Source organism: Haloarcula nitratireducens (assembly GCF_019599505.1).
The window spans coordinates 67,213-94,085 of record NZ_RKLT01000012.1 but is presented as its reverse complement, the minus strand read 5'-3'; the positions used below and the strand labels follow the sequence as shown (position 1 = coordinate 94,085).

The following is a 26,873-nucleotide window of genomic DNA, read 5'->3' as shown; positions in this document are numbered from 1 at the left end:
ACGTGGGTCTCAATGCTGGCGGGGTCGCTGTTCGGGGTAGGGGACTCGGCTGTTTTCATGGTGAGTCCGACGTGGATTGTACTCATTCCTCATGATCTAAGAAAGTTGCGGTAGAGGCCTACTCCCGCGATTTTGTGCACTCTCCTGGCAAGTGAGAGAGACCAACTATGGGTAGCACACAGCGATCAGGCACGACACTTGAATGGCGCTGGAAAGACGAGACTGACAATCGGCCACTGCCCGAGTCTTGGGCGCGAAAGGGTCCGGAAGAACCGATTGGCGACGATGAACAGCCCCTGTACGCGATTCAGTGTCGGGGTGGCCTTCTCTTGGAATGGACAGTGAGTCGGCAAACGAACGCACCCGTCGCTGGACCGAACCGAGAACGACCAGCGCTACGCGTGCTGTACGTAACGCGTGACGGTCAGCAGGCCGCCGTCCGTGAGTGGGATGCCACTCGACAGGATGAGGGGTGGACTCCTGAGTCAGCGTTTGCGAGTGTGATTGCGAAATCCCCCAACGCCTGTGACGACGTTGATGTAGATCACCACGAATACTATCGGTCGCTCGTCGAGGAGCGATACGATGTCGAGTAGCGGCCTTTCAGTCGTTTCATCTGAAGCTCGTGTCGGTCAAATCAGAACTAAAGCGGTTGTGTATGTGCTGTACACACTCGGTAGGATATTATGCCGAGAGAGGGTCCTACTGCGAACCAATGCCTACTGAAAGCTCTTGTTCAGTTTCGGACGCCGCCGAGCTGCAAGAGCTGCCACCGAGTGCAAAGCTGGTTGCTAAGACCCTCGAATACGAGGGCAAACTCACACAGTCGCAACTCTCGGAGTCAACGCTTCTCCCTGTTCGGACCATTCGATCTGCGCTGAGAATGCTCGAAGAGAACGACATCATCACCGCTCGCATCTCGACGATGGACGCTCGGCAACAGGTCTACTCGCTCAAAATCAAACAGGACTGATTTTCTGCGCCCCCGATGGATGCGGGGCGTACCAGAGAGCGCGCTCCCGAGATGAACTATGTCCGACGACACCACTTCAGACGACGTTGAGCGAGTCGAACGGACGGATATCGGAGCTAGTGTCGAGGCCCGACTCAAACGCGGCACTGGCACTCGTGACGAAGACAAGATCACGATCAAAGCGAAAGGCGAGACTGCGACGGATGCTCTCGAGGAGTTCGAACAGTTGCTCGCCGAGTACGAAGCGGAGTACGGTGACCGAATCCGGATGATCCAGCCGACGCAGCCCGACGAGTCGTAACCACTCGCTCTTTTTCTCTTGCTTGTCGATTTTGTGCGGCCTCCCGCATGTGGAGGCCTTCCCGAAATGCACGCTGAATCAGTTGATGGAGTCGAACCGACCTTCCTCGAAGAAGCACCCATTGGTCCCGATATCGACCGAGTTCTCGTGGCCGAGTACGGCCTGCCGTACTACGTTGACATCGACCGTCCCGAGGAAGTTCCCGCTGACGAGACCGAGCGGATGATTGACCTCGCCGAACGGGTGCTCTCAGCTGCTGGTCGGCGTACCGGCTTTGGTCACCACGAGGAAATTCGCCAGTCGATGACCGAGTGGGCGCCCGACCGTGGCGAAGACCGAGCGGCCGATCCGGGCTACTGGCGACGGATGACGTTCGCACTATCTCCCCGAGAGCGGAATTTCGGCTGCCTGAATGGAGACCACAACGAGCGAGCGAAGAAAGCCAAGACTGTGCTGGCGTGGGCAAGTGATCGTCTCGAAATGGAGACTCTCGAGGGTATTGAGCAGGCACAGTTCGAAGCCATCGAACAGGCGTGGCGGAGTGCCGTCGAAGCGACGAAAGAACGCCGAGCAGTCGAGGCGTTCGCTGTGGACCCGCCAGCGACGTTCGAGGGCTGGACGCGATTCGAGGCCGACCACGCGGCAGTTGAGGTCGCCTATCGAGCCGAGAACCACGGAACGCCCGTGGTTGCAGCGGTGTTTCAAACGAACGAGGACGAAGACGAACTCGACGCACAGGAGTTCACGATGGAGCGCTGGATCGATAGTGGTGGCGACCCTCACGCTGCTCGGCCGAACCGATTCTGTGTGACTTCCGGGAGCGATGATGGAGCCTACGCTCGCCTGCGGTCGCATCTCCAAACCTTCGACATCGAGTCTCGCGAGTAATACTGTCCAGTTCCGAACAAATTCACACGGAGCGATAAGTGGTGCTCTTACGATGAAGCGCCCACCTATTTCGCAAAAGCGGTATCCGAGCTATGCCAGAAGGAAACAACGGTGACCACGATCGTGCAGGCTCGCCTTCAGTGGCCGATGACCATGCACAGGTTCTCGATGTATTAGAGCAGGCACTCGACGTTGACGACACTGAAACAACGAACTACCACGTCCGAGAGGCGCTCCAATACCTCTACCTCGAAAATAGAGAGGAGATAGCGCAACTGCTAAACAAGGCACTCGACACTGACGATCCTGATTCGGCGGAGTTCTTCATCCGTGAGGCAATCGAGCTCCTTGAGATCGAGATGCAGGTCGCATCGACCGATTAAGTGAATCAGGAAGAAGGCGCGAAGTAATGCAATCGGTTATTTACTCCCAGGAGACTCTGTTAAGCGCTTGATTGGCGAGCCAGGGAAAGCCCGTACCTCTCCGTTAACAGCGTGGTTGGAGTACATCGTAGAACACATCTTCATCTTTATCGAGCCACTGGAACAACTCTAAATCAGTGAGGAATCGCACCTCGCATTTCTCCAAGTAGGCTGGGACAAAATTAGACACAACAAGCATCTCGTATTCCCCATCAAGCCATTCTCTCGGGACCTGCATTTGCTCACGGTCGTCGTTATCCGTCGACACTTGGTGTGAGACCTCGGCATCAGTTTCTAAATTACGGTACGAAGTAACCTTCTCCGGAAACGGTTTACCTGTCGCATCATTTGTTTCCTTGAAAATTTTTTTGTCGTACTTCTCGTTCACCTTTTCAATTCCACTTTTGGACTGCATATTCAACGTCGGCAACAGGAACTTCACCTCCACGAAATACGTTGTCCCATCATGCCTGAACACGACGTCCATCTCATTCCCGTTCTGCTTCGACGTTTTACAACTGTGAAACACATCACTCACTGCAGGCGTATCCCGCAAGTACTCGTACACGTTCCGCTCAAATTCCACACCACGCTTCGCTGTCAATGGTCCGAGGACGGCTGTGCTCTTCTCTAACTCTCCGTTCTCCAAGAACGGGAATAACTGGAACTTCACTAGCTGCGAGAACTGATCTGGGTAAACCACACGGTCTATCGGGACTTCACGTGCGGGTCTCCCACCTGAGAATTGTATTGGTTTTGTCCCTGACAACTCGAAGAACAACGGGTGTGCATCTGGATTGGACTCACTCACCAACACAGACGACCGAACAGCAGGCCAATCATCACCGAACACACCTTCACCTACTTCATCGAATTCGTGCGCGGGAATCCCTGTCGCACGAAAATCACCGCCCTCTCTGCTTGTAACAACATCCTCAACAACGTCATTGACGTCATCAAGTAACGCTTCTAAATCGAAAATTGAGACTGAATCCGGGAACTGCGTCGTGAACGCTTCATCGACCGTGGTATCAAGTGCTGACGCAAACCCAATCGAAACGATAAATCCGTACCAATGGTCCGCCCACTCCCGAACCGCGTCAAAATCCTGGCTTTCCGGCCGATCAAATGACCGGAATATTACTTCTTTCTGAATAAACTCCTCGCGGATCTCTTCTCTCGCACCGACGTTAGCACGCAGACATCGCTCTGAACACCACCAGTACTCTGAATGGGGGAACGAGTAATTCGCGTAGAAGTCCTGCCACGACGACGGTGCAAGCGGAGAGAGGTGAATTGGGACTGCAAAATCTTCCTTCGTCTGCTCCAACACAGGAATGAGAACCGTCCCAGCGTTCAGTATCCCTTCCACTCGTTCCGCGATTTCCTCCTGCTCGTCACCTGTCCCTGGTTTTAACTGATGATCGAACTTATTACTATGTTCATACACTGCTTTGAGAATCGGGAGTGCGTTGAAGAATTGCCGGAACGACATATTGTTCTCCGTGACCATCCCAGCGGCCCCTTCGTTCAACTCCTTCGTGAACTCAGCGATAACCCTGATATTCCCGTACTCTTGCAATATTCCCATTAACTGCTCATCGTTCAGATAATCTTCTCGAATCTCTGACGCTAACTCTTTGACAGCTTTAGGGTCTGCGGCAGGGAGATCTAAACAGACAGGGCAGTACAGCACTTGCTTCTCAGTATGGTAGGCTAATATGCGGCCACAAGTGACACAGGGCATTCTGAATATGGACTCACTGTTACAAATCGTGAGATGATTTTAGCTTTTCCCCTCCTGTACATCCCAAGAATTCGGCGGATAAATGGTATCCCGATGAGTTCGTCGATCAGTCTACGGTAGGTCACCCAGCATGATCATACGGCGAAACACCGCGAATCTTATCGATAGCAACGACCGGGACCCCGAGAATAGTAGCGATGAGACCGACCGCGGCGAGCGATTGAATCGTGGCGACGAACACGACCATGAGCATCAACACGATTGGCACTGGGTCAGCGAACGTCAATTCCTGAATCGTCGTAATCTCAATCCCAGCTAAGTATCGAGTCCGTACGTATAACGACGCGGCCAAAGCGGCCGAGCAAACAACGAACATCGTTGGTATCCGCCACAGCGGGGTGCGAGGAACACGGCGACCGACGGCGTACACAGCGTTCGTGAACGCTATGAGACCGAACACGGCCGCGCTAGTGATAATGAGCAGGAACACCACTGGGTCGTTCAGCGTAATCATGTACGTGACTGAGAGGAGTAACAACCCGGTGAACGTGGTGAAGACGGTCAACGCCCAGTTATCGAGTTGCAGGTGCGCGTGGTGAAGGTCGGTCCACGTCCCGAATTCGTTCCGCATTGACCGGTAGATGAGGAAGAACATGAGTAATGCGAGCCCGAGCGAAGCCGTGTATCCGGTTTTCAACATCATTTCTGCGTCCGTTACTGCGCCGGGTTCAGCTCGAGAGAGATATGCGGCGACGGCGACGAACACACCCAATACGGTGAATAGTGATGATTTGCTGTCGATGAATTCGGCAAGATCAAACTCGTCGTTATCATCGTCCTCGTCAGTTTGTGTGTCTGTTCTTCTCATACGCTTCTCGACAGATGCTTACGCTGTAGTATTTTCGGTGATTCAGGTATCAGTACCTCCAGCGTAGTCGGTCTAACAATCGAATCAGGAATCCGTCGGAGTTTGTCGGCAGTCCGGACAAAAGCGAGTCATGTGAGTACTGGTTGGTGCCCGGGATCGTTCAGGAGTATTCTGTCGGGGACCCGGCTAGCCTTGAGCACCGCTACTACTGTATTGGCTGTCAAGAGCCGGCACCACACTCGTACGCTGGCCGGGATGGGATCGGTTCGTCACCGGTGACCGGACGAGAAATCTGGACGTGCGACGTCTGTGACCACCCACGGTTTCTTGAGCTGGGCGCGTCGAGTGAGTCCGATGGGGCGCAATCGCGCGAGTGGTTGCCCGATGGTGTCTCCTTTGAGGACGTCCACGCTGGCGATCCGCTCCCACACGAAATCGAGTTCGACCAGCAGATTGCAGGCTACTACGAGCGCCATGAGCGCTATCCGTGGGAGTAGAATCAAATAGGCGGCTGGTGACGTGGTATCTGTATAGATGGAAATTCCGCCACAACTACAGTGTTTGTTCTCTGCTGAGATCGAGGAGGATGGTGAGTCGTTCGTGATCGACGTGCCTGCTGAGGAGGTACAGACTGGTGAGTTGGAGGTCGGTGAGACGTATCGGGTCGCGTTGCTCCCTACTGAGTCGACTACGCGTCGGAGCAGTGTGGGCTCTCAGCCAGCAGCTGAGCGGACACAGGGGCCGCCAGTCGAGGAGGGGGAGACGCGACGAGTCGAAATCGAAGATATCGGCGAGCAAGGCGATGGGGTGGCTCGAGTTGAGCGAGGGTATGTCGTGATCGTCCCCGACACGGAACTCGGCGAACGCGTTGATGTCGAGATTCAAACCATGCAAGCGAACGTGGCCTTTGCTGCGGTAACCGAGCGGCTGAGTTATTACGAGTAACGTAGCGAGGGTGTAATCTCTCTCGGTTTCGAGACGACTCGGGGTCGGGGTATTATTGTGGTGTGCTCGTCGCGGCCATCAGTTCGTCGGTGAACGAAGTCAGGACTGCCTCGGAGTCCGGTGCTGTCGAGCGTGGCGCTGCTTCCCAGAGTTCGACGTCGAGTTCCTGTGTGGCTGTTACCTGGCCGTCCGTGGCGGTGACCATGAGAATCGCTTGTTGATAGATTACGACGATTCGCTCCTCGTCGACGTCGAGATGTTCGATGCCAGCTCGTTCGAGTGTATCTCGAAGATTCGTTGGTTCGGGGAGTGTGTCGTGGTGGACCGGCGATTTGTCAGCAGTCATAGTGGGTGGTACTGCCCGCTGATACAAGTATATCCAGGCGTCGTAGGGGGATTCTGGTGGCTTTCAGCACATAGCGAGAGGCTCGACTGTAATGATTTTTGATTTTAGTTGTCAGATGAGTGCCATCAAGTGAAGGATCGGATTCAAAACTTCGTGGGGAGCAGCGGACAGGTCGTCACATCGCAAAATCGAACAAAGCACATTCAATCGATTACCCCGGTGTCTACTGACAGAACGGACTATTCGGTGTTCATCCCTTTTCGGGACTGGATTTCGTCTTATGAATTATCGCTGTTTTCAGTATAGCGTAGAAAGGACTTCCTTTCTGTGAACTCTGAATATCCTGAATACGGTGAGAAAAGCATATTGCAGTATGTGTGGGCCTTTCTGACCTGAGTCGCGACCCCCGTCCCTGCAACCACGATTGGCGTCTGCAAGGAAGCGACTACCAATGTTCGAACTATGATCTCACCTACCCATACCCTATTAGAATCGATCAGGACGCCGCTACGACTAAGAACCCTCAATCACTGACGCGATCTGTCGTGTTGTTTTGATAAGCCTCTCTGGATATAGGTTTGTACTGGCGACGGTGACTCCATCAGCATTCCCACGTTCAATACCCTTGAGGACGAAGGCAACTGTCCCATCTGGTGGTCGTTTGATTTTGAGCACCCCGCTCTTGTCATCTATGTAGGTCTCTAACCAGACCTCAACGTCAGTTTGCCAATCGTCGGCGTCCTTGTCAACGAAGTCACCGTGTTCATCTGCAAGCCCCTTAACTGAATCAGCGAACGTGCGGAACTTCTCCGCGTTCTCGTCGCTCAACCGTATTGGTACATGCACGATCTCATTCTTGGAACCTCTACCCTTCGATAGGATTAGATACGGGTCATTGGATTCAGGCGCTCGACTCAACGATAAGAACGATGATCCCCGTCCGAGTTTCTCTTGGTAGATGGTTTCCCAGCTGTTTCTCACTTCTTTTCCTTTTTTCCAAGCCTGGCGTAGTTCCGCCCGGTAGAACTCAGAGGGGAACGGAATTTTACGCTCAACACTTGGTCGCTGTTCTTGATGCAGCCAATGGACGATACCGTGGTATCCATTCCACTGTGCTCTGTCTGGAACAGCGTCCGCCCACCATATTGCCCAATCGCCGGCGTCTAAATCGACATCTTTGCCGTGGTACTGCTCTTCATGTAGCCAGAGAACCGAGTACCGGTTTGATTGGAAGTCAGCCTCAACGGCTTCGAACTCTTTGTCTTCGTGTTTGTGCTGGGCTTCGATCGCAATCCCGTTGCCGTACCGATAATGGAACTGATTAAAGACAACGAGCACGTCTGCCCGACGATTGGCTACCTGTTGTTCCAGTTGAACATTGGCGTCTGGCCATCTCCTCTTGGCTTTTGAAGCAGCGATTGATTTCATCCGCTGGTGTTCCCAGGACTCCCCACCTACTGATTCACAGCCATCGGGTGTCCCATCAGGATGCCAGAAATGTCGCGCGACGAATGAACCATTCCGTTTGTGCGCTTCGCGTATGGCCACGGACTCATCACAGTCGAAACAATCAAGTTCTGCATCGGCAGTATTGACTTGTTCAGGGTAGACCGGGTCACCGTCTTGGAGAGCTTTGAATGGCATAATTCCTTCTCGGTCGATAAATGTGATAGTATCAACGAGGGTTACTGAATCAGCGTGGGTTTACAGTTGTAGGGTTAGATGACTTCTCTCGGTTATCGAGGAATCGATCACACCACGTCGGAAGGGAATTCATCGGCCCATTTTCGGTTACTGTCCCATCGCCTGCAATCCGGGTAAACACGCCGTCCCGTCCCCACGCACACACTACTGGCACTTGGTCTTGATCTGCTCGGGTCACGATTCGCTGTTGGAATCGCGACGGCTCCTCACTCACATCCTGCAGTACTGTGAGGAGCTGTCCTAGGAGTGGATGGCCTGGCGCAAGATGCTGAACCGATGGGAACTCGTCAGCACACTCAGCCGAGAACGTCACCGCCACTTCATCAGCAGCAGTCGTAATAGCCTCTGCAATCGTCTGTTCCCCATCTCCGGTCGGGACCTCAATGGGTGCGTCACTTACCGAGAGGCGATATGTACTGTCCGCAAAGTCGAAGTCCTCGTCATCGTACTCGAAGTCTATCTCGTCAACCGAGATGAATTCGACACCGACCTCAGCAAGCGCGTCATTATTGACCAACACTGACTGGAGGCTTGGCGTCTCGAATGGAGGTTCGTACTCGTATTCCTCCTCACCAACATTGACGAGATCCGGGTGACTGTAGGACTGCCACGCATCTAGTTTTGCTTCGTCAACGACGTCCTGAGCGACGAGGTCGTCGACGTCCTCGAGTGACTCTCCAACATCAACGCGGTCACCCTGATCACGTTCTTCGAGTTCTTCAGAGAACTCACGGTCAGCTGATTCGACCGCAGTCTGGTCGTCAGCGCTATCCGCGTTCAAGGTCGCATCCCGAATCTGCTGGCTGACGCCGGAGAGTATAGGTTGCATCTCACCGACGACGTTTTCGAAGAGGCCAATCCGGTCGTCAAGGCGATCATAGATGTCCGTCTCAACCGTATCCTCATAGCTGTAGTTGAGAATACGGATCTCGTCGAATCGTTGGCCGATACGGTCAATCCGACCGATACGCTGTTCAACCCTCATCGGGTTCCACGGCAGGTCGTAGTTGATGAGCGCCCCACACTCCTGAAGGTTTAACCCCTCACTCGCGGAGTCGGTACAGACGAGGATATCAACCTGCCCATCATCACGTGAGAATTCACGCTTCACGCGCTCTTTCCCGACGTGCTCCCAAGTTTCAGAATTGGGGGCGTACAGCTCGCCGCCACGACCGGAGTACGTCGCGATAGTCGCTCCGAGAAGATCCGCGAGACTGTCCCGGATGAAGTCCATTGTGTCCGTGTACTGCGTGAAGACAATCACCCGGTTGTGGCCAGCCCGGTCCAGCTCGTCGAGGTCGTTGTACAGCTGCTGAATCTTCGGGTCTGTATCAACCAAGTCTAAGTCGTTGACGAACGCCTCCAAGGCCTTGATTTCTTCTTCGATAAGCTGTTTCCCCTCTTCAGTTACGCTCGGGATGAGTTCAGAGAGATCTAGGTCGTCGCTACTAGCGTCGAGTTCATCCAGAACGTCCTCGTCGTTGAGGTCTGCGTCTTGTAGCGTTTCGAGGACGACCTGCTCCGCATCACTATAGTCGCGGTCACGAGCGCGCTCCCGACCGGCAAACACGGTCCGTTGCGCCCGGAGTGTCTCAAGCCGGTGTTTCAGGCTCTGACCGATCGCATAGACACTCGACGTGAGTCGCTGCCGGTACGTGGTCATCACGAACCCGATGGCGCGTGTTTGGGCCTCGTCAGTCTGTTGGGCTCGCTTGTAGAACTCACGTGTGTACTCGTCGATCTGGTCGTAGACCGCCCGTGTCTCCTCGGTGAGTTCGATTTTCCGTTGTTCGGGATTCCGGTTCGGAACGGTCGTATCGAGAAGACCGACCGCCTCGTACTTCCGGAGTGTATCCCGTGTATTCCGGTGGATGAGCGCGTCGACGGGCGTGGACTCCGCGAGAACGTCGCGGATGACTCGCCAACCGCCCGGAGAAACTTCGTCAAGTGCGTCCTGCCGGTCGCTGCGGGACGCCATCAGCCATTCGTCGGCGTCTTCAGGATAGAGGAGTCGTTTGAGTTTCGTATCCTCGCTCGCCTCGAAACGGTCGATGTCATAATCTGCCATCGCGTCGTCGACATGGTCGAGATAGCCGTCGTAGGCGTCTCCATAGGCGCGTGCGAGCCGGCACGCAGTGAGCACACGCTCTTTGGCGATGGCACGGTCCTGTCCGTCCTCATTGATCTCGAGCTCGTCTGCTAGGTGCTGGAAGACTTTTGAGGAGAATGGTCGATCCATCGGGAGCCGGTCTTGGTGTTCCAGTCCATCGAGCGTAGCTTGCGTGTTCCAGGAAGCCTCCGCTTCGTCGGACTCTGACCTAGAGTTGTCGAAAACCTCGTTGAGGGCCTGCGACAGCCCGTCTCGGGTTTCGAAGAACTCCACGAAGGTATCCCGGTTATCCCAACCACCCGGAAGATCCAGCAACTGCATTAGATCGTAGAGTTCGCCAGCGTGCAATTGCATCGGGGTAGCAGTCAGGAGGTAGTAGGCGTGCGTGTAATCACGAAGCTGTTCGAGCAGAGCGTAGAAATTACTGCCACGCCGGGCGTTGTGCGCCTCGTCAACGATGACGGCGTCCCACACGCCCATCCGGTCTTCCGTATTGTGGTCGCGCCCGCGACAGCTTGCCGGAATGATGTCCCGAGACCGGTCGGATACCCGGTCTAAGGGAGCAACCTGATCCCAACGGTCGTCAAGACGAGCAGTGTGCCACGACATTACGACGACCGTCGGTCCATCCAGCGGCGACGATGCGTCGGTATCAATCGATTGTTGTTCGTAGAGGAACCGCCAGATGGGGCTATCCACCCATTCGCCCTCTCCAGTGAGGTCAAGGTCCGTTGCCGATGGTGGATAGTGGTCGCGACCGCGAACGTCCCGGAATACGTGATCGCCCGCTGTATCCCGGTCGAATCGGACAGCATTGATGTTGAACTTCTCCCAGAGCTCTTCCTGCCACTGCCGCTGCAGACTTGCCGGAACCAGCAACAGCCCGGTTTCAAGTTCGCCAGTAAGCCCAAGCCGGGAGAGTGTGAGGCCAGCCTCGATCGTCTTCCCGAGCCCCACCTCATCACATAGCAAGAAGCTCTGCGGATAGGTGTTCACGAGTGTGTCTGAGACGGCTCGTTGATGAGGCCACGGGGTGATCGTACTTGCCTCCTCAGCTAGTGCGAGTCCGCCGGGCGAGAGCGGTCCATCCTGAATGATGTTCGCTTTGTCGCGCTCCGTCGGCGGAGCTGTACCGTTCGCGATCTGAATCGCTTCCTGGAGATCGCTCTCGGTGTCTGGGGCTTTCCAGTCGATGATGTCCTCTTCAATCGCCTCGGGGAGGTCATACACTTCGACGAAGGGGTGTTCATCACTCCACAGTCGCTCGAAGGTATTCTCATCGCCGACGACGTAATCCGCCTGTTCAGGAACCCACGAACGGTGGACTTTGAACCGCTCGTAGTTGTGAGCCCAGCCGCCGACCGTCTCGTTGACGCTGCCCTCGAACGAAATCGTGTTTCCATCGCTATCGTGGAAGAGTCCAACTTTCGGATGGAAGATCTCCCAATCGTGAGAGGGAGAGCGTGGATAGGCGACCTTGATGTGGATCCGGCCCTCGCGGAGGAGACGCGCGAGAATACGGAGGTTCGCATCTAGGCGTTCGTCATCGAGGTCCTCGAGATTTTCCTCGAGACGGTCGGTGAGCGTCTCTAGAACCGGACGGTCTGACTCGTAGAGTTCGGTGCCGACGATGAGACGCATTTCACCATCGTTCTCGACGAGGGCGTGAATGCCGTTGGCAGCAGCCGCGAGTGCCGTACTGGAGAAGTAGCCCGCGATCCGGTCGTATTGCTGGCTGCGTTCCAGCGCGGGTTCGTAGAAGTCCTTGACTAAGTGGGCCCGGCCCTGTTCCGGTTTGCTCTCGTAGATTGACTGCCACTCGCGTTCACGTAGATTAGTCATGCTGGAGGGATTTCGAGTTAGGCGTGATCACCAAGTTCGCTCTGTTCGTGCCTGTCTTCTGAGACATCAGTGAAATCAGTGGGGGTGAATTCGAGACCGAGTGCGTCGTGGGTCCGACCTAAGGCGAGGTCGCGAGCGGCTTCCCATTCCGAACCCCTTTGGGGAAGAACTTGCAGGAGAGCTTTCAGTGTTGCCTTGAACCCTGCGTCTGTGTCGAAGTTACGTTCTTTGAGCCAATCAATCGCGATATCCTCGCCCTGTTTCTCGTAAACATGCATTGCGGCGTGAACCGCATCGAGAGCGATTGTGAAGGACAGTGCTTCGGGATCGACCGGCGTCCGGTTGGATCTCTCTTCGGGGGGCAGTGTTATATCTTGGACGCGGTCCTCATGGGCTTTCAGCTGAATGTCACCACGTTTCTTCCCCCAAATCTTCGTAGAGCGTTTGATTTCGTCGATATCGACGCCAACGCCGAGGCCCAGCTGGTGGCCGTCATCATAGTGGAAGGTGTCGGATTCGTGAACAAGCCAAGAGAGGATATACCACTCAGTAATGTCGTCCAAGTCTCCGAGTCCTTCACCCTCAAGATACTCTTCAACAAGGACCCGCGTCACTGCTTCACGGGCCTCTTCAAGAGCGCGACGGGGTGGAACCTCATTATCTTGGTCATCAACAACTGGATAGGCGTCAGCGTAGACTTTCAACGTTGGTCCGAATGCAGAGATGATCACGTCCGTTTTTGTAAGTGAAAGACCCGAATTAAGGAGTTCGCGGGCAGCATTCTTAGCAACGTCTCGTGTATCTGTACGAACATCATTCCAAAGGGTCGGGATCAAGTCCGTCTCGTGCTGATTCGCATCAACGGGTTTGCGGCCCGTGAGGAGTAACGTGCTGTCGGCTGACCCGCCGCCCCGGGTATCGGTCCTCTGTGGCATTTCACTCGTGATGGGATGTGTCGAAGTTACAGTAAATCCAGATCTGATAAGTGATTTAGTGAGAGTATCCCACGCGCTGGACTCCTTATGCGTGAACATGACGGTCATTACTCCACCAGGCTCAAGCACTCTGTAGAGTTCCTGAAAAATCTCTGCCATTTTGTCTTCATAATCTTCAGAAGCGAACTCCTTTTTGGACTTAGAACTATCTGCGACTTTCTCGTATTCAGCGACATTCGCCACAGCCTCGTCGTCCTTATCTGAGAGTTCACCAGTGAACATCTCGGGGAAAGTGTCCCCAAGGTATTCTTTCAGCCAGACGTAGCAAATGTCCGAAAGTTCTGAATAGATGATACTGTCGTAGTATGGCGGGTCAATAACAACTGCCTGGACGGTGTTAGTTTCAATATCCAGGTTGGCTGCGTCACCGACTAGAACTTCCGATTCGGGATCTTCGATATCTTGAAGATATGAGACAAGTTCCTCGTAGGAGTCGCGGATACGATTGAAGTTATCTTTCCATGATTGATTTCCTGCACACAGGTTGTTATCAACGAACGACCACTGGAGTGTGAAGTGCTTCCCGCCAAGAGCATTTGCGGGGTATCCTTTTCCAGTGTCGAGTGGTGCAAACCGTGTATTTCGGTCAATTGCCTTACTGGATACAAGAGAGAGAATCGTGAGGATGGCTTCTGCCTCCTTCTCTGAGTGGCTTTCGCGGATTTCGTCTTCTACTTCCTCAAAGGCTTGATGATACTCATAATGAGTGACGAGTTGCCGGTCAGTAAACGCATCTCGCCATTTAGTGACTCCGTACGGGCCAGCTCGATCCTCATCACCGATGTACCGATCTTGAGTGAGAATTGTATTCAGTCGGAAATCAGATTCCGTACGCTCAGAGGCTTTTTCACAGGCTTTGTAATCTTCCTTGGTCGGAGCCCGCCATCCAGAGCCAGAGCCATCGTTGACATACTTGACACCGTATACTGTCGTGTCATACTCGCCATTCTTAAACGCTGTACGGATATCATCTGACTCCATCACGACAGGACAATTCAGACATTCTGCGCCACTTCGGGAATGTGGGCCATTCTGTGGGTTGAACTCGTTTTTCGATACCTCATCAGGAAGCCGTACACAGTCGTACTCGACACTTTTCGTTTCTTCATTTAGATGCGGGCGGGCAGCAACGCCGCTTGTTGACGACTGTTTCTGGAGCCACCACTTCTTCACTAGTGGTATTTCGAATCCACAGTCAGGGCAAGTGACGGTATATGTACAAGCATAATGGGATGGACTACGGCGGTCGTTCTCACTAGGGAAGTACTCTTCAAGCCGCTCTGAAGCGAGCTCATCAACTTTGTCACTCCATCGGTTCAATTCGCTCTGCAGAGAACCCACCTTCGGCGCGTACTCATTCATAACCTTGAGCATTAGCGACGGGATGGGATTCAATTCGTTTGCAATCGTTGGGAGATCGTACCGAAGTGCTTCAAATGGAATTACACCGCCACCAGCTGTTGGATCTAGAACGGTAGGTAGTTCTCCGTCCCATTGACGCCGAAGAAGTTGGTGAATCTCATTTCGTTCGTTCTCACTCGGTGACTGAGTGAATGGACGGGGGTAATCGTAGTGGTCTTGTAGTGTTCCATCCCGTTCATCCTCCTTACTCTTCTTTCGTGCGACGTATTCTACAATACTCTCGCCGTCTGTTCCTTGAGATGGGCCAATCTGCATCCACCGAAGCAGATCGTCAGCATCAACCCCCGAAGGTAGGACAGAAGCTAGGACGGCAAGTCGGGAGGCGGGAGTTGGTCGCCGCGCAAACCAAGGATGGAGATACCGGTGAGGCGGCATATGTTGGGGGTTGGCTTCTTTTAGATTCTCGATTCCAACTGCCTTGAGTGGGAGATTCCCCTCAATAGCAAGCTGATCTAATTCGGATTGCTCATCGATATCAGGGTTATTTTGAGTCATGGAAAATCACTTGATATGGTCCGTCAGCAACACTCGAAGGGCCTTTTCGCCGTTCGGACTTGACGGAGACCGACACTTCGCGTACCAGTAGTAACACTCCTCATCGCTCATCCGTGCAACGCCTCGAGCCAGCGACCGCATCCGGTCGATACGCTGGATCGGCTTCACGCCACAGAAGGCAACAGCAAGCCGCACGCCTGCCGTCTCGGGTAGGAACACGAATCCAATCCCCCCAGTGAGGACTTCTGAGGAATCTCCTGGCGTGCCCTCAATCGCTTCCCGGACGACGTCTTGGAGCGCACGGACGCGGGTCGGGTCAAGCCGGGCGACCTTTGCGCCGGCCCACTCATCCCACGTCCACCCATCGAGCTTGGAAAGGAGGTCCTCGCCAGCGACGTCCGAGACGAGATCCTCGACTGGTGTGATACTCAGCGAACGACCATCCCGCTCCAAGCGATCACGGCGGGCTTCAGCCTGTTCGCGAGGGAGTAGTTCGTGGAGTGTCCACTCCCCGCCACCGTCTGTCTCTCGTCGGACGAGCGTGAACGTCGGGCGGCCACCGAACATACTCGTCCCGTAGCGAACCAGCCGATCCTCTTCTGTTCCCTCAGCGGGTGAGGTCTCAAATTCCGAACCGCGACCCACCATTAGACCGTTACCTCCGAACTGGCCCGAATCGGGCCACGCCCTTCGACTCGGACGTCGATGTTGCCCGCATCGAGGTCATTATCGAGGGCCGCGAGAAGGTCATCACCCTCGTCAGTAATCGGTTCTGGCTCGTCAAACTGGAAGCGGAACTGGATGGTCTCTCGATCATCGCCGAACGAGCCGGGCTGGTCGATCACGTCCCGGAATCGGCTCGGTGAGCCTGTGAATTCCGCGCTGTACGTCCCGTCGTCAGTCCGGGTTTCGTACTGCATTCGGACCGTCACCGCGTCCTCACGGGCTTTGAATCCGGGACGCTGGCTAACGAACTTGGCCGCTTGGAAGGGATCATCCCCACCGACTTGGATAGTTACCTCTTCGAGCAGCGGCATCCGGTTAGTCCCTGCCTTCGATTCCGCATCTCGACGGACTTCCGAGAACGCCCGCGAAGCGGACATCATCTTCTTGCTCGCCTCCCAGGATTCCTCGGGTTGGCACTCTTGGCATCGACCCCGTTCGTCCAGCAGCTGCTCGCTAGCGACCTCTTTGCCGCAGGAACTACAGGTCGTATCGGACTGGTGTTCCTCACAGTAGTAGGGTTCGCTGCCTTCTGGGTTTTCAACCTCCTCCCCACACTCGGCACAGGTAGCAACCGTTAGTTCTGGCCGGTCGATTTCGTCATGGTGGTCGTCGACGAGCGCGTCGATATCTCGGTAAACGACGAAGGGACTCCCAATCTGGATATCGCTGTCCCGAATCGAGGTTTTGACATCGGGAGATTCCGCGAATGATTCCGGATACGGCCACGTTTCAGGCTCCGTTGTCCCGACCCAGTATGCAGTACCAGACTCACCATCCCAGTATGCGTACCCGTGGTCACTAACGAGAGAGGAGATAGTCTCTCGAATTGGTTTGGTGCTGAAGAGATAGTCGAGACCAGGTTTCTTCGCGTATTGATTGACCAGCGCTTCGGTGGACATAGCGTCCTGAGTCTGCTGCCAGAGTTTCTGTTGGACGTGAGCGGATCCACGAGCACCGGCGTCGCGTTTCACAATCTTATCCTCGAGCGTTGTCTGGACAGCATTGACCAGTGTCGTCCCGCCGTTGGATTCGGTCGCACCGATTGTGATGTGGGTAAGCCCGCCCCGGTCAGGGTAGTAGAGGTGCCGGTAGACGTTCCGAACGAGCTCTCCGAGCATCAACTGTGCCTCGTCGCTCCGTTCTCGAAGCTCCTCGATTTGTTCTGAGGAGAGGTCCGCTTTCTGCTCAGGGCTATCAAGCAGGGCCTCTATAGCCTCGAGACGCTGAGCCTCGTCGATTGCAGCATCCATTCGATCAGCGTCAGGGGCGAGGAACAGAGCGTAGTTCTTGTAGATTCGCGTCTCAGTCTCTCCGTCGTGTTTTGCGGCTTGTTGTTCGTAGAGCTGAGTCACCCGGTTCGGCGGCGTATCGCCGCCGTCTTCGATAGCAGCGGTGTCGGGATGCATTACTCCGAGTTTCGGCGTATCCGGTGTATCCGGTAAGTCAGCCGGCGATTCAGGGAACTTCACCGGCTGGAAGCCACCATCCCCAATTTCCTTCGAGGTGAGGCGGTTCTCGAAACGCGAATGAGCGCTCGCTTCGGGGGTAGACTCGATCCGCTGGTCGATTATCCGGATCAGGTTTGGTTCTTGTTTGAACCGGAGGCGTTCTTCCTCGTAGAGGAAGTAACACGCGGCGTCCATATCGTCGCCTCGGAGTGCGGATAGTGCCGCATCGTAATCGTCGAAGTTCAGATCGGGATGGCCGATAGCGAGGTTCAGATCGGCGTGAGTTAGGCCAGCGGCCTGTTCACCATAGGCGAGACTGTGCCAGAGAACTGTCGTTGTCAGATGGGTCCCAAGGGGTGGTAGACCGTTTTCGGTCCATTTTCGATCCTCAAGCTGGGCGTGTGCGGTACCATCGTCGTCGTAGATGTCGGCGGTCACTGCGGGACCGAGATCGACGAAGTCGAATAGGCGCTCACGAAGAATCGTCTGAATCCCACCACCAGGATCGTCATCAGCGACTGTGAGGTCGTAAGTCCGAATCCAGTGGCGGTCGTAACTGTTGGGCTGGTGGTTCCAGAGGTAGTAGACCGCTCGTGCAAGTAAGCGGAGGGCATCACGAGTGCGCTGGAATCGAGGAATCGTATCGATTTTGTCCGTGAGAGCGTCGATTAAGGAGGGATGGAAGGGGTATTCGCGAGCGAGGACATCCACGTAGCCAGCGTCGGTGGCTTCCTGTGGATACTGCCGGTCTTCCTGGTCATAGAATTGGAAGTATGAGTCTGCAGCTTCGCGGGCGGCATTATCTGGGACTTCCGAGAAGAGTCGATGTTGGAGGACCTGTCCGATCTCGTTTTCGTCGGTCGGCGTGACCGTCTTGTGCTGCCGGCGGCCGATCTCGTTGACCTCCTCAATATGATCACGGACGCCGTCACGAACCCGGTCAGCCTGCTCACCAAACGCCGTATCCGCGATGGAATAGACGACCGTGACGTGCTCCGATTCAGCAGCCGCTTCGAGGAGTGCCATCACGAACGAAAGTGTCTGATCGGCGAGCGTCTTGTCGCCGACAGGCGTACCCGCGGCTTTGTTCATGTAGTCAGCAATTTCGTCAATCAGAATGAGAGCCGGCTGGTCGTGCTGAGCGAAGAGTTTCGAGAGAGTTCCCTCACCAGGTGCGTCCCGGTCTTGGTCGTAGTCCTTGAGGTACTCGTAGCCATCGAGCCCGTAGAGTTGGTACGCGAGCTCACCCCACATTGTCCGAGTATTCGGGGCATCCGGATCGTCGTCGGCGTGTCGGGCATCCTTACTATCGGCTTTCGTACCGATGAAGACCCCCGTTGCGATGTCGAGGCCCTCGGCTACCGCATTCTGGTAGTCAGCCGCAAGTTCCTCATCACCGTCCAGCAGGTAGTGCGAGAGGTCGTCAATATTGGCAGGGTTCTCAGCAAGATGGTACGAAGCGATGAGGTCGTGCGTTTTCCCACCACCGAATCGCGTGTCGAGACAGAGAATACTCGAGGTGTATGATCCCGGATCGTACTCTGTCGTTGCCAAGAAACGCCCCGTGAGATTGGAGAGCAGCGTACGGAGCCCCTCCGTAGGGTAGGTCATATCGTAGAACGAGTCGGGGTCTCGATAGACTGGTGCTGCCTTCTCAGGGTTGTGAACGACAGTCGAGAGTTTCGCAGCGAACTGTTCCTCTTGGAGCGAGCCGTCTAAGACATCGTCTCGTGGCTGACAGCTCTCGAAAAGAGAGGGGTACTTACTACTCATCAGTTTCCTCTATGAATGATGAATCAGCTGCTGGTTTGGACACGATCACGAACTCACTCTCCGTGCTGTTCTCGATAATGGCCTTAGCGATTCCTTTTGACTCGGCGATATCGACCTTGACTGGATCGCCGACCTCCGCGTCGAATTGCTCGAGTTCAGGACCCGACAAATTCACCCGGCCCGATTGACCGGTGTTCTGTCCAATTGTCTTCTGAGTCATCTGATGTCTACATCACATTATTGTGGAGTTATAACCTTTGCTTAGTCTAAACTAAGTCTGACAATAGTGATTGTCTGTGGTTATAAATTGAGAAGATGATGTCGCTTTCTGGGCTTGAAACAGAGAAAGTTTGAATTTGTCTTATCTGCCCTAAGTCTGAGATGATATACCAGTATTTACTGTAGTCATGATTATCTCGCGAATCATATTTGGCACTGACGTGCGGAAGTTTACTCTTTGTCTCGGCAGGCATCTGCATCGATCGAGGTCTGGCGAATAGTCCCTCCCAATATCGACCGTGGTGAGGACGAGACCCAGACTGAAATTAGGACCCTCAAAATGTTTTGTTACCAATTAACGCAAATTGTCTACATCGTCGCTACAACATGCTGATACCCGGCCTGCGATGGCACCGGCTGTAACGTCAGTCCCGCGAGCGCCAACTCACGAAGCACCTCTGGCGGCACGCTTTCACGATTACGCAACACTGCGTCGAGCGTCCATGCGTCGTGGCGACTCGCGTTCGGCGCAACGACGTCAACAGCGATGGTCGGAACCGCATCTCGAATCGCTCGTGCAGCGCGCCGCACCTGTTTCCGGTCGTCAACGGTACAGCTCACGCTTCGACACCTCGCACAAGGTCGCCGACCAGTGAGCCGCCGACATGTGGGCCGACGTCCCAGCCACGTTTCTGCCGCGTGTGCTCGCACCAGTCGCGGAGTGTCTGGCAGGGCGTTTCGTCAAAGTCGAATTTCTCAGCGTTCAGATCTTCGTCGATAACAACAACGGCGTACTCGTAGCTGTCCCAGTAGTGGGCAGCGTTACCACCGTCGACGCCCAAGAAGTGCGGGCGTTGGGTCAGTCGATCGCGGGCGATACGTTCTTGAGGATTGGCTTGCGTAGTTACCATTGGTTTCCGTCCATGGAACCACACGTCTCGGTGTCTCTAGCACCGGGACGATTTCGGGAAGAAATCGCCCAGCGACGCGTGTGTTCCTATACTTAGCTTATGTTATGCCATCACCATAAAACTATTGTCGTACGGTAACCAAACTACAGCCACTACAGATGAGTTCCCCGCACGGAAACCAGCTTGTCTCTGATAGAGAGCTAATTGAGACATTTGACGAGATCAAGGGTCCATTCGTAACCGCAAGTGAACTGGAAAACAGGCTTCCAATCACTCGTACTGCTATACACAAGAGGCTACAGAAACTCCATCGAGAGGGCAAAATCGACCGGAAAAAACCCACACAACATATGATTGGATGGTGGCAGAAAGAGAATTAAGAGTTCTCAGAGAGATAACGACGACCTTCATCGGTGAGCCACCAGTTTCGGGTATCTGCTACCTTTTTACTCTCTAGTAGATTCCGTTCCTCAAGATCTTTCAAACGCTTATACACACCCTGACGGGACATTTCGAGAGTCTCTGCCAACTCTGTTGGATGCATGAATGGGGTAGGATCTAGTGCGAACTGACGGAGTATTTCGACATCCGACACGGTCTTTTTGCGCCCTCGTTCGCCCATCTTGTCAGTTCTCCATTTCGCAAACAAAAATCACCACCGGATTATTACCTTGCTCTCGTCCGAATACTGGTTACCGTACGGCAACTATTATTAGGGTTCGCCCTATTATTCTGAAATAGGCGACGCCCACACACGCAGCGGCGTCGCACCGAACCCATGACTGAGCCAACGCCGACCCACGATGAGATGCATCGCTCGCCAACCCACTACGACCTCACGGGCTTCCAACGCGATGTCTGCCAGGCCATCGCCGCCGTCGACGACGAACCCTACGGCCTCGCACTCAAGGCCTACCTCGACGAGCGCTACCCCGAGCCGATCAACCACAGCCGCCTCTATCAGAATCTCGATACCCTCGCCGACAAGGGCCTCATCACCTGCGACCCCCTCGACGACCGCACCAACGCCTACACCCTCACTGAAGCCGGCCACAACCTCCTCACCAAGCAGGCCGAGACCCTCGCCCGCTGCACTGACCGCCCGCGGCCGGTCGCCGACGGCGGTGCCCACGCCCCGACGGAGGCCGACCGGCCATGACTGGCCCCGTTGCACGAACCGGCCCAGCCAGCGCTGGGGCCCACAAACGGCCGTCGAACCCCCACCAGCACTGGGCGGCGACGAAACGCACGCCGGGAGGGGACCGATGACGCCCGCCGTCGGTGCGGTCGTCGTCCTCACCGAACTCGACAGTGTGCCACGGCTGCTCGTCACTACCGTCGACGACGCCGACGCTACTCTCACGGGCGTCTTGTTCGCGGATTTGGCCGCCGAGACGCGCCAGCGGCTTGCTTCGGCCGGTGACCCCCACCGTCGCGAGGAGCTGGTCCTCGCGGTGAAACAGACTACTGAGCTTGCAAGGTTCTGTGTGCCAGTCGAGGAGTGTCGACAGCTGGATGGACTGGGTTTCGATGGCGCTGCACGCCGGGAGCGTGAAGACCGATGACTCGCGCCGGACTACTGTCGTGCAGACAAGCGCGGCACCTCACTGCAACGGACTGGCAGGCCCACGGCCCCAGCCAGGCCCACGAGAAAGATGGCCGCGGCTGGGAGACGTGTCCGTGTTCGTGTACGGGGCCGAAGCGTCCGATGGGAGTACCAGACCACCGGACACGAGAACCGAAGATTCACGGCTGTACCTCTGACAGCGTTCACTTTATTTACCAATTAGTTGTAAAAAGCTTCTCACTAGATATATACGGGTCTTCCCGTCAGCCTCATCGCTCAGTTCGACTCTATCAGCGGCCTCACAATCCATTCTCGGCGGGCAATGGCGGTGGTCGGTAATGGCCCGGACAGACCCCGCCCGTACTACTGCGAGCGAGACAGCGCCCGCACAACGTCCGCAGTGGCGACTGCGCTATCAGGTCGGAGATCTGGTCCACTACACCGAGTGGCACGAGGACTTTGCCACGGTCGAGAATCTCGCCGTGCAGTATCGGGAGGGCGACTACGGGCACGACGTCGTCATCGAACGCCGCACGGAGCTCGAGGGATGAGGGCGCTCGGTCCCGACGGCGGTCTGGCTCGTGTCCTGCACGGTGCGCGGAGTGGCCAGTCGCTGCTGTCTCCCAGTCACGCCTAGCCCGTACCGTGGTCGGCACTGTTCGGTTCGATTCCGAGCACGGGCCCTGTGGTCAGTATGCCACGCAACACCAACGACGAGAACGAGACCGAGAGTACAGCCACCGACGACCAACTGGCCGCCCAGCTCGGGATGGACATCAGTGACGACGATGCGCCCGATACCGAGGCCCTACAGGAGCTCGTGGGGCAGGTCGAGGACGAGGTCGCACCCCCCGTTTCGAGTGTTCTCGAAGGACTGGTCGCGACCATCGACAGTCTGCAGGACTGCGTCGAGGAACTCGAAGCTCAACAAGAGCAGACCCACGACATCGCGACGACGGCCGTGGGAAAGTCAGCTGAAGCCGAGAGTCGCCTCGACGACGTTGAAGAGCAACAGGAAGAGACTCACGAGATTGCCAAGAGCGCCATCGCGAAAGCCCAACAGCTCGAAGCCGATCCCGACCAGCAGGAAGATGCTGAAACGCTGCCCGAGGGGATTGAGCCGAGTTCCTCACCACTAGATTTCTTCGCGAACTGCCGGCAGGCGAAGGTCAAGACGATGTTCGTCGAGCGCTCGAACCGCCAGAACACGTATCGAGCGATTAGTGTGGCCAAGCGGTGGCCAGAGTTCGCGACCGAACGCACCGACGGGAGTGGCGTCTTCTTCACCAAAGAGGATGTTGAGACCGCGTTGACCGCCGAACTGGGGAAGGAGCCCCATCGTCAAACAGTCAAACGTGTTTGGGAGAAACTAATCGAGATCGGTGGCGACGATCTGGTCGAGAAGACACGCCAGGTCGGCCGGGACCAGACCAAGACTGAGTTGCTCGCGATGGACATGGAGGCCGCCGAGAGCTTAGTCGAGCAACGGTACGTCGGTCTCGATCTGTTGGAGAACGGCGACCGGAAAGCAACCACAGGCGGCGTCACACCTGTTGTGGTGGAGTCTTCGGGGTAAGCCTGTGACGAACGCACTCTGAGGAAGGAATTGGGACAGAACCAACGCTGATGGACGCGGTGGCACGTGCCCTGCCGCCGCTGGCATTGCTGTTTGGTAGCTGCAGTAACCGGGAGCGACCCCATTCTTGCAGGAGTGTAGTGAGTGGTCGTAACACGAACGGAGCGACCAGGCCCGATTCGCTGTTCACAACGGGTGTGACGGACTTCGCATCTTGGAACTGCTCTTGGGCATGATTCTAGAACCTGCTCAGTATGGACAACCGCTATATTGTCACGGAGAGAAGTCTCTCTGCTTTTTGCCAGAAATCTTGAGACCGATACAGAGGATAGGTTCATCACCACCTGCGAAGGCTGCAGTCCCTGTAGATATATCTGTATCTGCAAAACGTGTCGTGGAAGCAGGACACATGCAGGTACCTTTGATATCTCCTTCTTCAGTGGAGGATTACCGATTTATGGAGTCAGAATATCAGAAGTATTCGCCAATTTTAGGAGAATGCACGTGAGAACAATATATAATTCCTTATATGACGACAAATAGTGTGATTATTTGGGAAGTCTGTACTATGAATGCCGATTTCAATTCGATATATTTCTACTATTGTTGATATGGCTCTATTTTGTAGTTCTAACCCCATGTCTTGTGTTCAGTCACCTATTTCTATTAGGTTGATTGATGGTATGACCGCCAGTTCCAAGCGTTCTTTTCCGGAAGAGGAGTCACAACGCTGGAACTTGTACAGAAGATCGCTCCGATGGCTCAATAGAATGCTTTCCGGGCTTAATTTCTGATCAGTTCGCGATGCTGCTCACCTGATGGTGTTGTCGAATGCCGACTGTACTGCGAAACCTCGTAAACTGGATACGTTTCGCACTCCGGGACAGAAGTAGAATATCCGACCATTGTCACAGTGGTAACAGCAACCCGACCGGAACACTTCTCCTCCCTCAAACTACGAGATGAAGACAAGCCTGTCAGGTTCACAGACTGATAGAGCTTAGCGCTGATAGCCAGCGGATCTCAGGAAAAAGAGGAAATATGCAAAAACCGCAATACGGGAGAACCTATGAACTACTCTGCTGATTCCTATGACTACTCCACCGTACTAATTCTAAGAGGGGTTAAATAACACTCGTACGTATGTTAGGGATTGGGCCGTGCTCACATTAAACGACCTAAACTAGCCAGTCCAAGTCTGAAGCTGCACTAGCCAGGCAGTGTGAATATCAGGAAGTTCTCGCTTGCTATAATAGACATAGCTGCATAGGAACTCTCACCTTAGACACAAACTCCGGTCAATTATTTTGTATCGTTGGACCGGCCGTCATAGACACTTCCCCACCAAGGCGGTTACTTAGTCCTATAGTACAGCGTTTGTCGAATCTCTATCCCGAGTAGCTGTCTCTCCTCTCTGTCTACAATCTACTGGGATAATAGATACTCTTCCACAGTGGTTACTAACTGGCGTTCTGGGCACTCTCTAGGCATGAGCCCAAGTAGCCAATACCAGGCCTTGTTTGTATATTTTGAACTTTGGGGATGAGTCATGGTTGTTATTCACAAACATGAATCCGGGGAATTTCTCGCGTTTCTCCGAACGAGTCTGCCGTTACTATCCTGATCCGGACTGTTTCAACAAACGTTCTTTCCCCAAAAGCTGTCGGCAAAAGGTGTTGAATCCACCTGAGAGCTCCGTGTGAGTGATTATATACCATGGTACAATTATTTTGAACCACTATCCACTTCATCTGGTAGAAGAATTTAAACGATTCCGGACTCCAAGGTCCTGTATGAACGACAATGATGGTGCTGGACGGGAACTGAAGGTGCTAAAGCGAGGATTCGAGATAATCGAACTCATTAGCCATACGCCAGGGCTTACGCTAACGGATATTTCAGAGGAGTTGGCAGTCCCCAAGAGTACAGCTCACATCTATCTCCAAACGCTGGAGCAAAGCGGTTACATCGTTAACACAGACGATGGCTATGATATCTCGTTTAAATTTCTCACCATTGGTGGACTACGACGGAATCGATTCCACCTCTACGAGGTCGCAAGGGAACCGATGGCGGAACTCTCAGACGATCTTGACGATGTATTCAATGTTGCGCTCGCAACCGAGGAACGGGGCCAGCGAGTGCTTATCTACAAGATTGAGGGCGAAAAATCCCCGTTTGCTGATGTCCCGGTCGGGCACATGACGAATCTCCACTGGGTAGCTCACGGTAAGGCCCTTCTTTCGAATATTTCGGACGAGAGAATCGACCGAATCGTCGACCGCCATGGCCTACCAAAAGCGACCCAACACACCATAACGAGTCGAGACGAATTGCACGAAGAACTCGAAACGATTCGAGACCAAGGGTACTCACTTGAAGACGAGGAACGAGTTGAGGGCATTCGTGCCATCGCTGTCCCGGTAGAGGGGACTGAACAAGATCCGCTTGGATCGATTTCAATAAGCGGGCCAAAGTCACGACTAGATGCGGATCATATCCCTGAGTTTGTCGACCGGCTCAAAAAGACGACCAACATCGTTGAGATTGAGTATCAGAATTATTGACGACGCTAGTAGTTGCTATCGCCACGAATGGTTTGGTTCCCAACTGAGCATTTGTCGGGCCTTCTCTGTTGAGATGAGGGCATCGTACCCCTCCAAGCTCGATTCGACGGGAATGTCCCGATAACATTCTTGGATCAGTTCTGGTGTCGGAACGTCAGCGGTAGTGTCGTCCGCGACAGCCCAGAAACGTTCGTGCCCCGTGTACTCCTCTTCAATTGCTGCTCGCGCGACACGGGCTGCGTCGTCAACATGAAGGTACGAAAAGAGCTGGTCCTGCGCAAACGAAGCTGACTCCGAACTCACTGCTGCAAGTGAACGGTCTCCCTCAAGAAATGTCGTCCGGAGCTCGCTGGTGGTTGCCACCCACGGGTACCGGAGGGATGCGATGCGGTAGGGCGGGCCGGCTTGGCGACCAAACCCGTCGGCGGTCACCTCAATAGCGTGTTTCGACATCGCATACGAATCGCGAGGCGCTACCGGGTGAGTTTCGTCAACCGGAAGGTACGACACCTCCATCGGTGGGTCCTGAAAGGGACCTCCGATGACGTTTACACTAGAGGGGACGACGGCAGCTTCGAGTTCGAGCTCGCTTGCCGCTTCTAACACGTGATACGTACTCATCACGTTGCTCTCGTAGGTCTCATACCCCACATTTGTGAGCGGATTCGGGATCGACGCCATGTGTATGACTGCGTCGACATCACTCTTTGCAAGTGCTCCATACACGTTTCCCGGATCAAGCATCTGTGTCTGGATGTACTCGTCGGCACCGTCGTAGTCTTCCACGACTCGCTGTTTGGATTTCCCGCGATTGAGATTCACGGTTCGGTACTCGTGGTTGTTGAGTTCCTCGATTATCGCTTCCCCGATCCGCCCGTTGCCACCGGTCACAGCTACCGTGTTTATTGCCATATCCTACCTATCCAAAGTTTCTATTTCAATGTTTTCACGGATTCCCGGAGTGGTGGGGCTACTGCGGCAACATAACTAGAACCTATGACAACTCTTTTTATGAGTGGGGTTGCGTA

Annotated in this window: 26 protein-coding genes and 1 pseudogene; 12 read left to right on the top strand and 15 right to left on the bottom strand. The window is 54.7% G+C overall.

All coding sequences use genetic code 11. The annotated features are described in order from the left end of the window. Positions 1-401: 401 nt before the first annotated feature. The 5 genes from EGH23_RS26515 (at position 402) to EGH23_RS19060 (ending at position 2,545) form a co-directional block, all read left to right on the top strand. On the top strand, positions 402-596 hold the full coding sequence (locus EGH23_RS26515; protein ID WP_236044943.1) for a hypothetical protein: 195 nt from the start codon (positions 402-404) through the stop codon (positions 594-596). 119 nt (positions 597-715) lie between these two features. Beyond that, positions 716-973 carry a winged helix-turn-helix transcriptional regulator gene (locus tag EGH23_RS27265; RefSeq protein ID WP_220581577.1) on the top strand — a complete coding sequence of 86 codons (258 nt, stop codon included), beginning with the start codon at positions 716-718 and terminating at the stop codon, positions 971-973. A gap of 58 nt (positions 974-1,031) precedes the next feature. After that, positions 1,032-1,274 carry a DUF7389 domain-containing protein gene (locus tag EGH23_RS19070; RefSeq protein WP_220581576.1) on the top strand — a complete coding sequence of 81 codons (243 nt, stop codon included), beginning with the start codon at positions 1,032-1,034 and terminating at the stop codon, positions 1,272-1,274. 66 nt (positions 1,275-1,340) lie between these two features. Then, positions 1,341-2,162, top strand: coding sequence for a hypothetical protein (locus EGH23_RS19065; RefSeq protein ID WP_220581575.1), 822 nt, complete (start codon positions 1,341-1,343; stop codon positions 2,160-2,162). Positions 2,163-2,254: 92 nt separating this feature from the next. Beyond that, the gene (locus EGH23_RS19060) at positions 2,255-2,545 is read left to right on the top strand and encodes a hypothetical protein (RefSeq protein ID WP_220581574.1); all 291 of its coding nucleotides are present in this window, start codon (positions 2,255-2,257) and stop codon (positions 2,543-2,545) included. Between the two features lie 103 nt (positions 2,546-2,648). Here the strand turns inward: EGH23_RS19060 and EGH23_RS19055 are convergent, their stop codons facing one another. From EGH23_RS19055 to EGH23_RS19045, 3 genes are all read right to left on the bottom strand, one after another. Further along, positions 2,649-4,331, bottom strand: coding sequence for a hypothetical protein (locus tag EGH23_RS19055; RefSeq protein WP_220581573.1), 1,683 nt, complete (start codon positions 4,329-4,331; stop codon positions 2,649-2,651). Between the two features lie 121 nt (positions 4,332-4,452). Further along, on the bottom strand, positions 4,453-5,199 hold the full coding sequence (locus EGH23_RS19050; protein WP_220581572.1) for a hypothetical protein: 747 nt from the start codon (positions 5,197-5,199) through the stop codon (positions 4,453-4,455). A 269-nt stretch (positions 5,200-5,468) separates the two neighbouring features. Then, complete coding sequence (locus tag EGH23_RS19045) at positions 5,469-5,675, bottom strand: hypothetical protein (RefSeq protein WP_220581571.1); 207 nt, start codon at positions 5,673-5,675, stop codon at positions 5,469-5,471. A 58-nt stretch (positions 5,676-5,733) separates the two neighbouring features. On the opposite strand from EGH23_RS19045, the gene EGH23_RS19040 reads away from it, so the two are divergent. Then, positions 5,734-6,144, top strand: a complete 411-nt coding sequence (locus EGH23_RS19040; protein WP_220581570.1) for a TRAM domain-containing protein — start codon at positions 5,734-5,736, stop codon at positions 6,142-6,144. Positions 6,145-6,196: 52 nt separating this feature from the next. On the opposite strand, the gene EGH23_RS19035 is transcribed toward EGH23_RS19040, so the two are convergent. The 3 genes from EGH23_RS19035 to EGH23_RS19025 form a co-directional block, all read right to left on the bottom strand. After that, on the bottom strand, positions 6,197-6,490 hold the full coding sequence (locus tag EGH23_RS19035; protein ID WP_220581569.1) for a hypothetical protein: 294 nt from the start codon (positions 6,488-6,490) through the stop codon (positions 6,197-6,199). 513 nt (positions 6,491-7,003) lie between these two features. Next, entirely contained in the window at positions 7,004-8,134 is a 1,131-nt protein-coding gene (locus EGH23_RS19030; protein WP_220581568.1) for a hypothetical protein, read from the bottom strand. Positions 8,135-8,183: 49 nt separating this feature from the next. After that, complete coding sequence (locus tag EGH23_RS19025) at positions 8,184-11,534, bottom strand: helicase-related protein (RefSeq protein WP_328766502.1); 3,351 nt, start codon at positions 11,532-11,534, stop codon at positions 8,184-8,186. A gap of 12 nt (positions 11,535-11,546) precedes the next feature. On the opposite strand from EGH23_RS19025, the gene EGH23_RS27085 reads away from it, so the two are divergent. After that, positions 11,547-11,840, top strand: coding sequence for a hypothetical protein (locus tag EGH23_RS27085; protein ID WP_328766500.1), 294 nt, complete (start codon positions 11,547-11,549; stop codon positions 11,838-11,840). 323 nt (positions 11,841-12,163) lie between these two features. Here EGH23_RS27085 and EGH23_RS19020 read toward each other — a convergent pair whose 3' ends face one another. The 7 genes from EGH23_RS19020 to EGH23_RS18985 all read right to left on the bottom strand — a co-directional run bounded on the left by EGH23_RS19020 (position 12,164) and on the right by EGH23_RS18985 (position 20,757). Further along, positions 12,164-15,058, bottom strand: a complete 2,895-nt coding sequence (locus EGH23_RS19020) for a DUF1156 domain-containing protein (protein WP_220581566.1) — start codon at positions 15,056-15,058, stop codon at positions 12,164-12,166. Between the two features lie 6 nt (positions 15,059-15,064). After that, on the bottom strand, positions 15,065-15,706 hold the full coding sequence (locus EGH23_RS19015; RefSeq protein ID WP_220581565.1) for a DUF7680 family protein: 642 nt from the start codon (positions 15,704-15,706) through the stop codon (positions 15,065-15,067). Then, entirely contained in the window at positions 15,706-19,005 is a 3,300-nt protein-coding gene (locus EGH23_RS19010) for a DUF499 domain-containing protein (RefSeq protein ID WP_220581564.1), read from the bottom strand. Before EGH23_RS19010 ends, EGH23_RS19015 begins: the two co-directional genes overlap by 1 nt. Further along, a complete protein-coding gene (locus EGH23_RS19005) occupies positions 18,998-19,225 on the bottom strand; it encodes a hypothetical protein (RefSeq protein WP_220581563.1) in 228 nt (75 codons plus the stop codon). Before EGH23_RS19005 ends, EGH23_RS19010 begins: the two co-directional genes overlap by 8 nt. A 368-nt stretch (positions 19,226-19,593) precedes the next feature. Then, on the bottom strand, positions 19,594-19,845 hold the full coding sequence (locus tag EGH23_RS19000) for a hypothetical protein (protein ID WP_220581562.1): 252 nt from the start codon (positions 19,843-19,845) through the stop codon (positions 19,594-19,596). After that, complete coding sequence (locus EGH23_RS18995; protein ID WP_220581561.1) at positions 19,842-20,135, bottom strand: hypothetical protein; 294 nt, start codon at positions 20,133-20,135, stop codon at positions 19,842-19,844. Before EGH23_RS18995 ends, EGH23_RS19000 begins: the two co-directional genes overlap by 4 nt. Before the next feature lie 376 nt (positions 20,136-20,511). Then, entirely contained in the window at positions 20,512-20,757 is a 246-nt protein-coding gene (locus tag EGH23_RS18985; RefSeq protein WP_220581559.1) for a winged helix-turn-helix domain-containing protein, read from the bottom strand. Between the two features lie 156 nt (positions 20,758-20,913). Between EGH23_RS18985 and EGH23_RS18980 the strand changes: the two genes are divergently transcribed. The 4 genes from EGH23_RS18980 to EGH23_RS18965 all read left to right on the top strand — a co-directional run bounded on the left by EGH23_RS18980 (position 20,914) and on the right by EGH23_RS18965 (position 23,278). After that, a complete protein-coding gene (locus EGH23_RS18980; RefSeq protein ID WP_236044942.1) occupies positions 20,914-21,294 on the top strand; it encodes a PadR family transcriptional regulator in 381 nt (126 codons plus the stop codon). A 106-nt stretch (positions 21,295-21,400) separates the two neighbouring features. Then, entirely contained in the window at positions 21,401-21,700 is a 300-nt protein-coding gene (locus tag EGH23_RS18975; RefSeq protein WP_220581558.1) for a hypothetical protein, read from the top strand. 340 nt (positions 21,701-22,040) lie between these two features. After that, positions 22,041-22,253 carry a hypothetical protein gene (locus tag EGH23_RS18970; protein ID WP_220581557.1) on the top strand — a complete coding sequence of 71 codons (213 nt, stop codon included), beginning with the start codon at positions 22,041-22,043 and terminating at the stop codon, positions 22,251-22,253. A 143-nt stretch (positions 22,254-22,396) separates the two neighbouring features. Continuing rightward, positions 22,397-23,278, top strand: coding sequence for a hypothetical protein (locus EGH23_RS18965; protein WP_220581556.1), 882 nt, complete (start codon positions 22,397-22,399; stop codon positions 23,276-23,278). Positions 23,279-24,130: 852 nt separating this feature from the next. On the opposite strand, the pseudogene EGH23_RS26510 reads toward EGH23_RS18965, so the two are convergent. Beyond that, positions 24,131-24,269 (bottom strand): annotated as a pseudogene (locus tag EGH23_RS26510) (ThuA domain-containing protein); the annotation flags it as partial. Between the two features lie 802 nt (positions 24,270-25,071). Here EGH23_RS26510 and EGH23_RS18960 point away from each other — a divergent pair. Continuing rightward, positions 25,072-25,845, top strand: a complete 774-nt coding sequence (locus EGH23_RS18960; RefSeq protein ID WP_220581555.1) for an IclR family transcriptional regulator — start codon at positions 25,072-25,074, stop codon at positions 25,843-25,845. Between the two features lie 15 nt (positions 25,846-25,860). Here the strand turns inward: EGH23_RS18960 and EGH23_RS18955 are convergent, their stop codons facing one another. Next, entirely contained in the window at positions 25,861-26,757 is an 897-nt protein-coding gene (locus EGH23_RS18955) for an NAD-dependent epimerase/dehydratase family protein (RefSeq protein ID WP_220581554.1), read from the bottom strand. Between the last annotated feature and the right edge of the window lie 116 nt (positions 26,758-26,873).

Coding starts and splice junctions, on each gene's coding strand:
- EGH23_RS18960 (WP_220581555.1), top strand. CDS start 25,072: ATGAACGACAATGATGGTGCTGGACGGGAACTGAAGGTGCTAAAGCGA.
- EGH23_RS18980 (WP_236044942.1), top strand. CDS start 20,914: ATGACTGAGCCAACGCCGACCCACGATGAGATGCATCGCTCGCCAACC.
- EGH23_RS19015 (WP_220581565.1), bottom strand. CDS start 15,706: ATGGTGGGTCGCGGTTCGGAATTTGAGACCTCACCCGCTGAGGGAACA.
- EGH23_RS19040 (WP_220581570.1), top strand. CDS start 5,734: ATGGAAATTCCGCCACAACTACAGTGTTTGTTCTCTGCTGAGATCGAG.
- EGH23_RS19030 (WP_220581568.1), bottom strand. CDS start 8,134: ATGCCATTCAAAGCTCTCCAAGACGGTGACCCGGTCTACCCTGAACAA.
- EGH23_RS18970 (WP_220581557.1), top strand. CDS start 22,041: ATGGCCCGGACAGACCCCGCCCGTACTACTGCGAGCGAGACAGCGCCC.
- EGH23_RS18975 (WP_220581558.1), top strand. CDS start 21,401: ATGACGCCCGCCGTCGGTGCGGTCGTCGTCCTCACCGAACTCGACAGT.
- EGH23_RS18955 (WP_220581554.1), bottom strand. CDS start 26,757: ATGGCAATAAACACGGTAGCTGTGACCGGTGGCAACGGGCGGATCGGG.
- EGH23_RS19070 (WP_220581576.1), top strand. CDS start 1,032: ATGTCCGACGACACCACTTCAGACGACGTTGAGCGAGTCGAACGGACG.
- EGH23_RS18965 (WP_220581556.1), top strand. CDS start 22,397: ATGCCACGCAACACCAACGACGAGAACGAGACCGAGAGTACAGCCACC.
- EGH23_RS27265 (WP_220581577.1), top strand. CDS start 716: ATGCCTACTGAAAGCTCTTGTTCAGTTTCGGACGCCGCCGAGCTGCAA.
- EGH23_RS19035 (WP_220581569.1), bottom strand. CDS start 6,490: ATGACTGCTGACAAATCGCCGGTCCACCACGACACACTCCCCGAACCA.
- EGH23_RS19050 (WP_220581572.1), bottom strand. CDS start 5,199: ATGAGAAGAACAGACACACAAACTGACGAGGACGATGATAACGACGAG.
- EGH23_RS18995 (WP_220581561.1), bottom strand. CDS start 20,135: ATGGTAACTACGCAAGCCAATCCTCAAGAACGTATCGCCCGCGATCGA.
- EGH23_RS18985 (WP_220581559.1), bottom strand. CDS start 20,757: ATGGGCGAACGAGGGCGCAAAAAGACCGTGTCGGATGTCGAAATACTC.
- EGH23_RS19060 (WP_220581574.1), top strand. CDS start 2,255: ATGCCAGAAGGAAACAACGGTGACCACGATCGTGCAGGCTCGCCTTCA.
- EGH23_RS19020 (WP_220581566.1), bottom strand. CDS start 15,058: ATGACTCAAAATAACCCTGATATCGATGAGCAATCCGAATTAGATCAG.
- EGH23_RS19055 (WP_220581573.1), bottom strand. CDS start 4,331: ATGCCCTGTGTCACTTGTGGCCGCATATTAGCCTACCATACTGAGAAG.
- EGH23_RS19065 (WP_220581575.1), top strand. CDS start 1,341: ATGCACGCTGAATCAGTTGATGGAGTCGAACCGACCTTCCTCGAAGAA.
- EGH23_RS19005 (WP_220581563.1), bottom strand. CDS start 19,225: ATGACTCAGAAGACAATTGGACAGAACACCGGTCAATCGGGCCGGGTG.
- EGH23_RS19045 (WP_220581571.1), bottom strand. CDS start 5,675: ATGGCGCTCGTAGTAGCCTGCAATCTGCTGGTCGAACTCGATTTCGTG.
- EGH23_RS19010 (WP_220581564.1), bottom strand. CDS start 19,005: ATGAGTAGTAAGTACCCCTCTCTTTTCGAGAGCTGTCAGCCACGAGAC.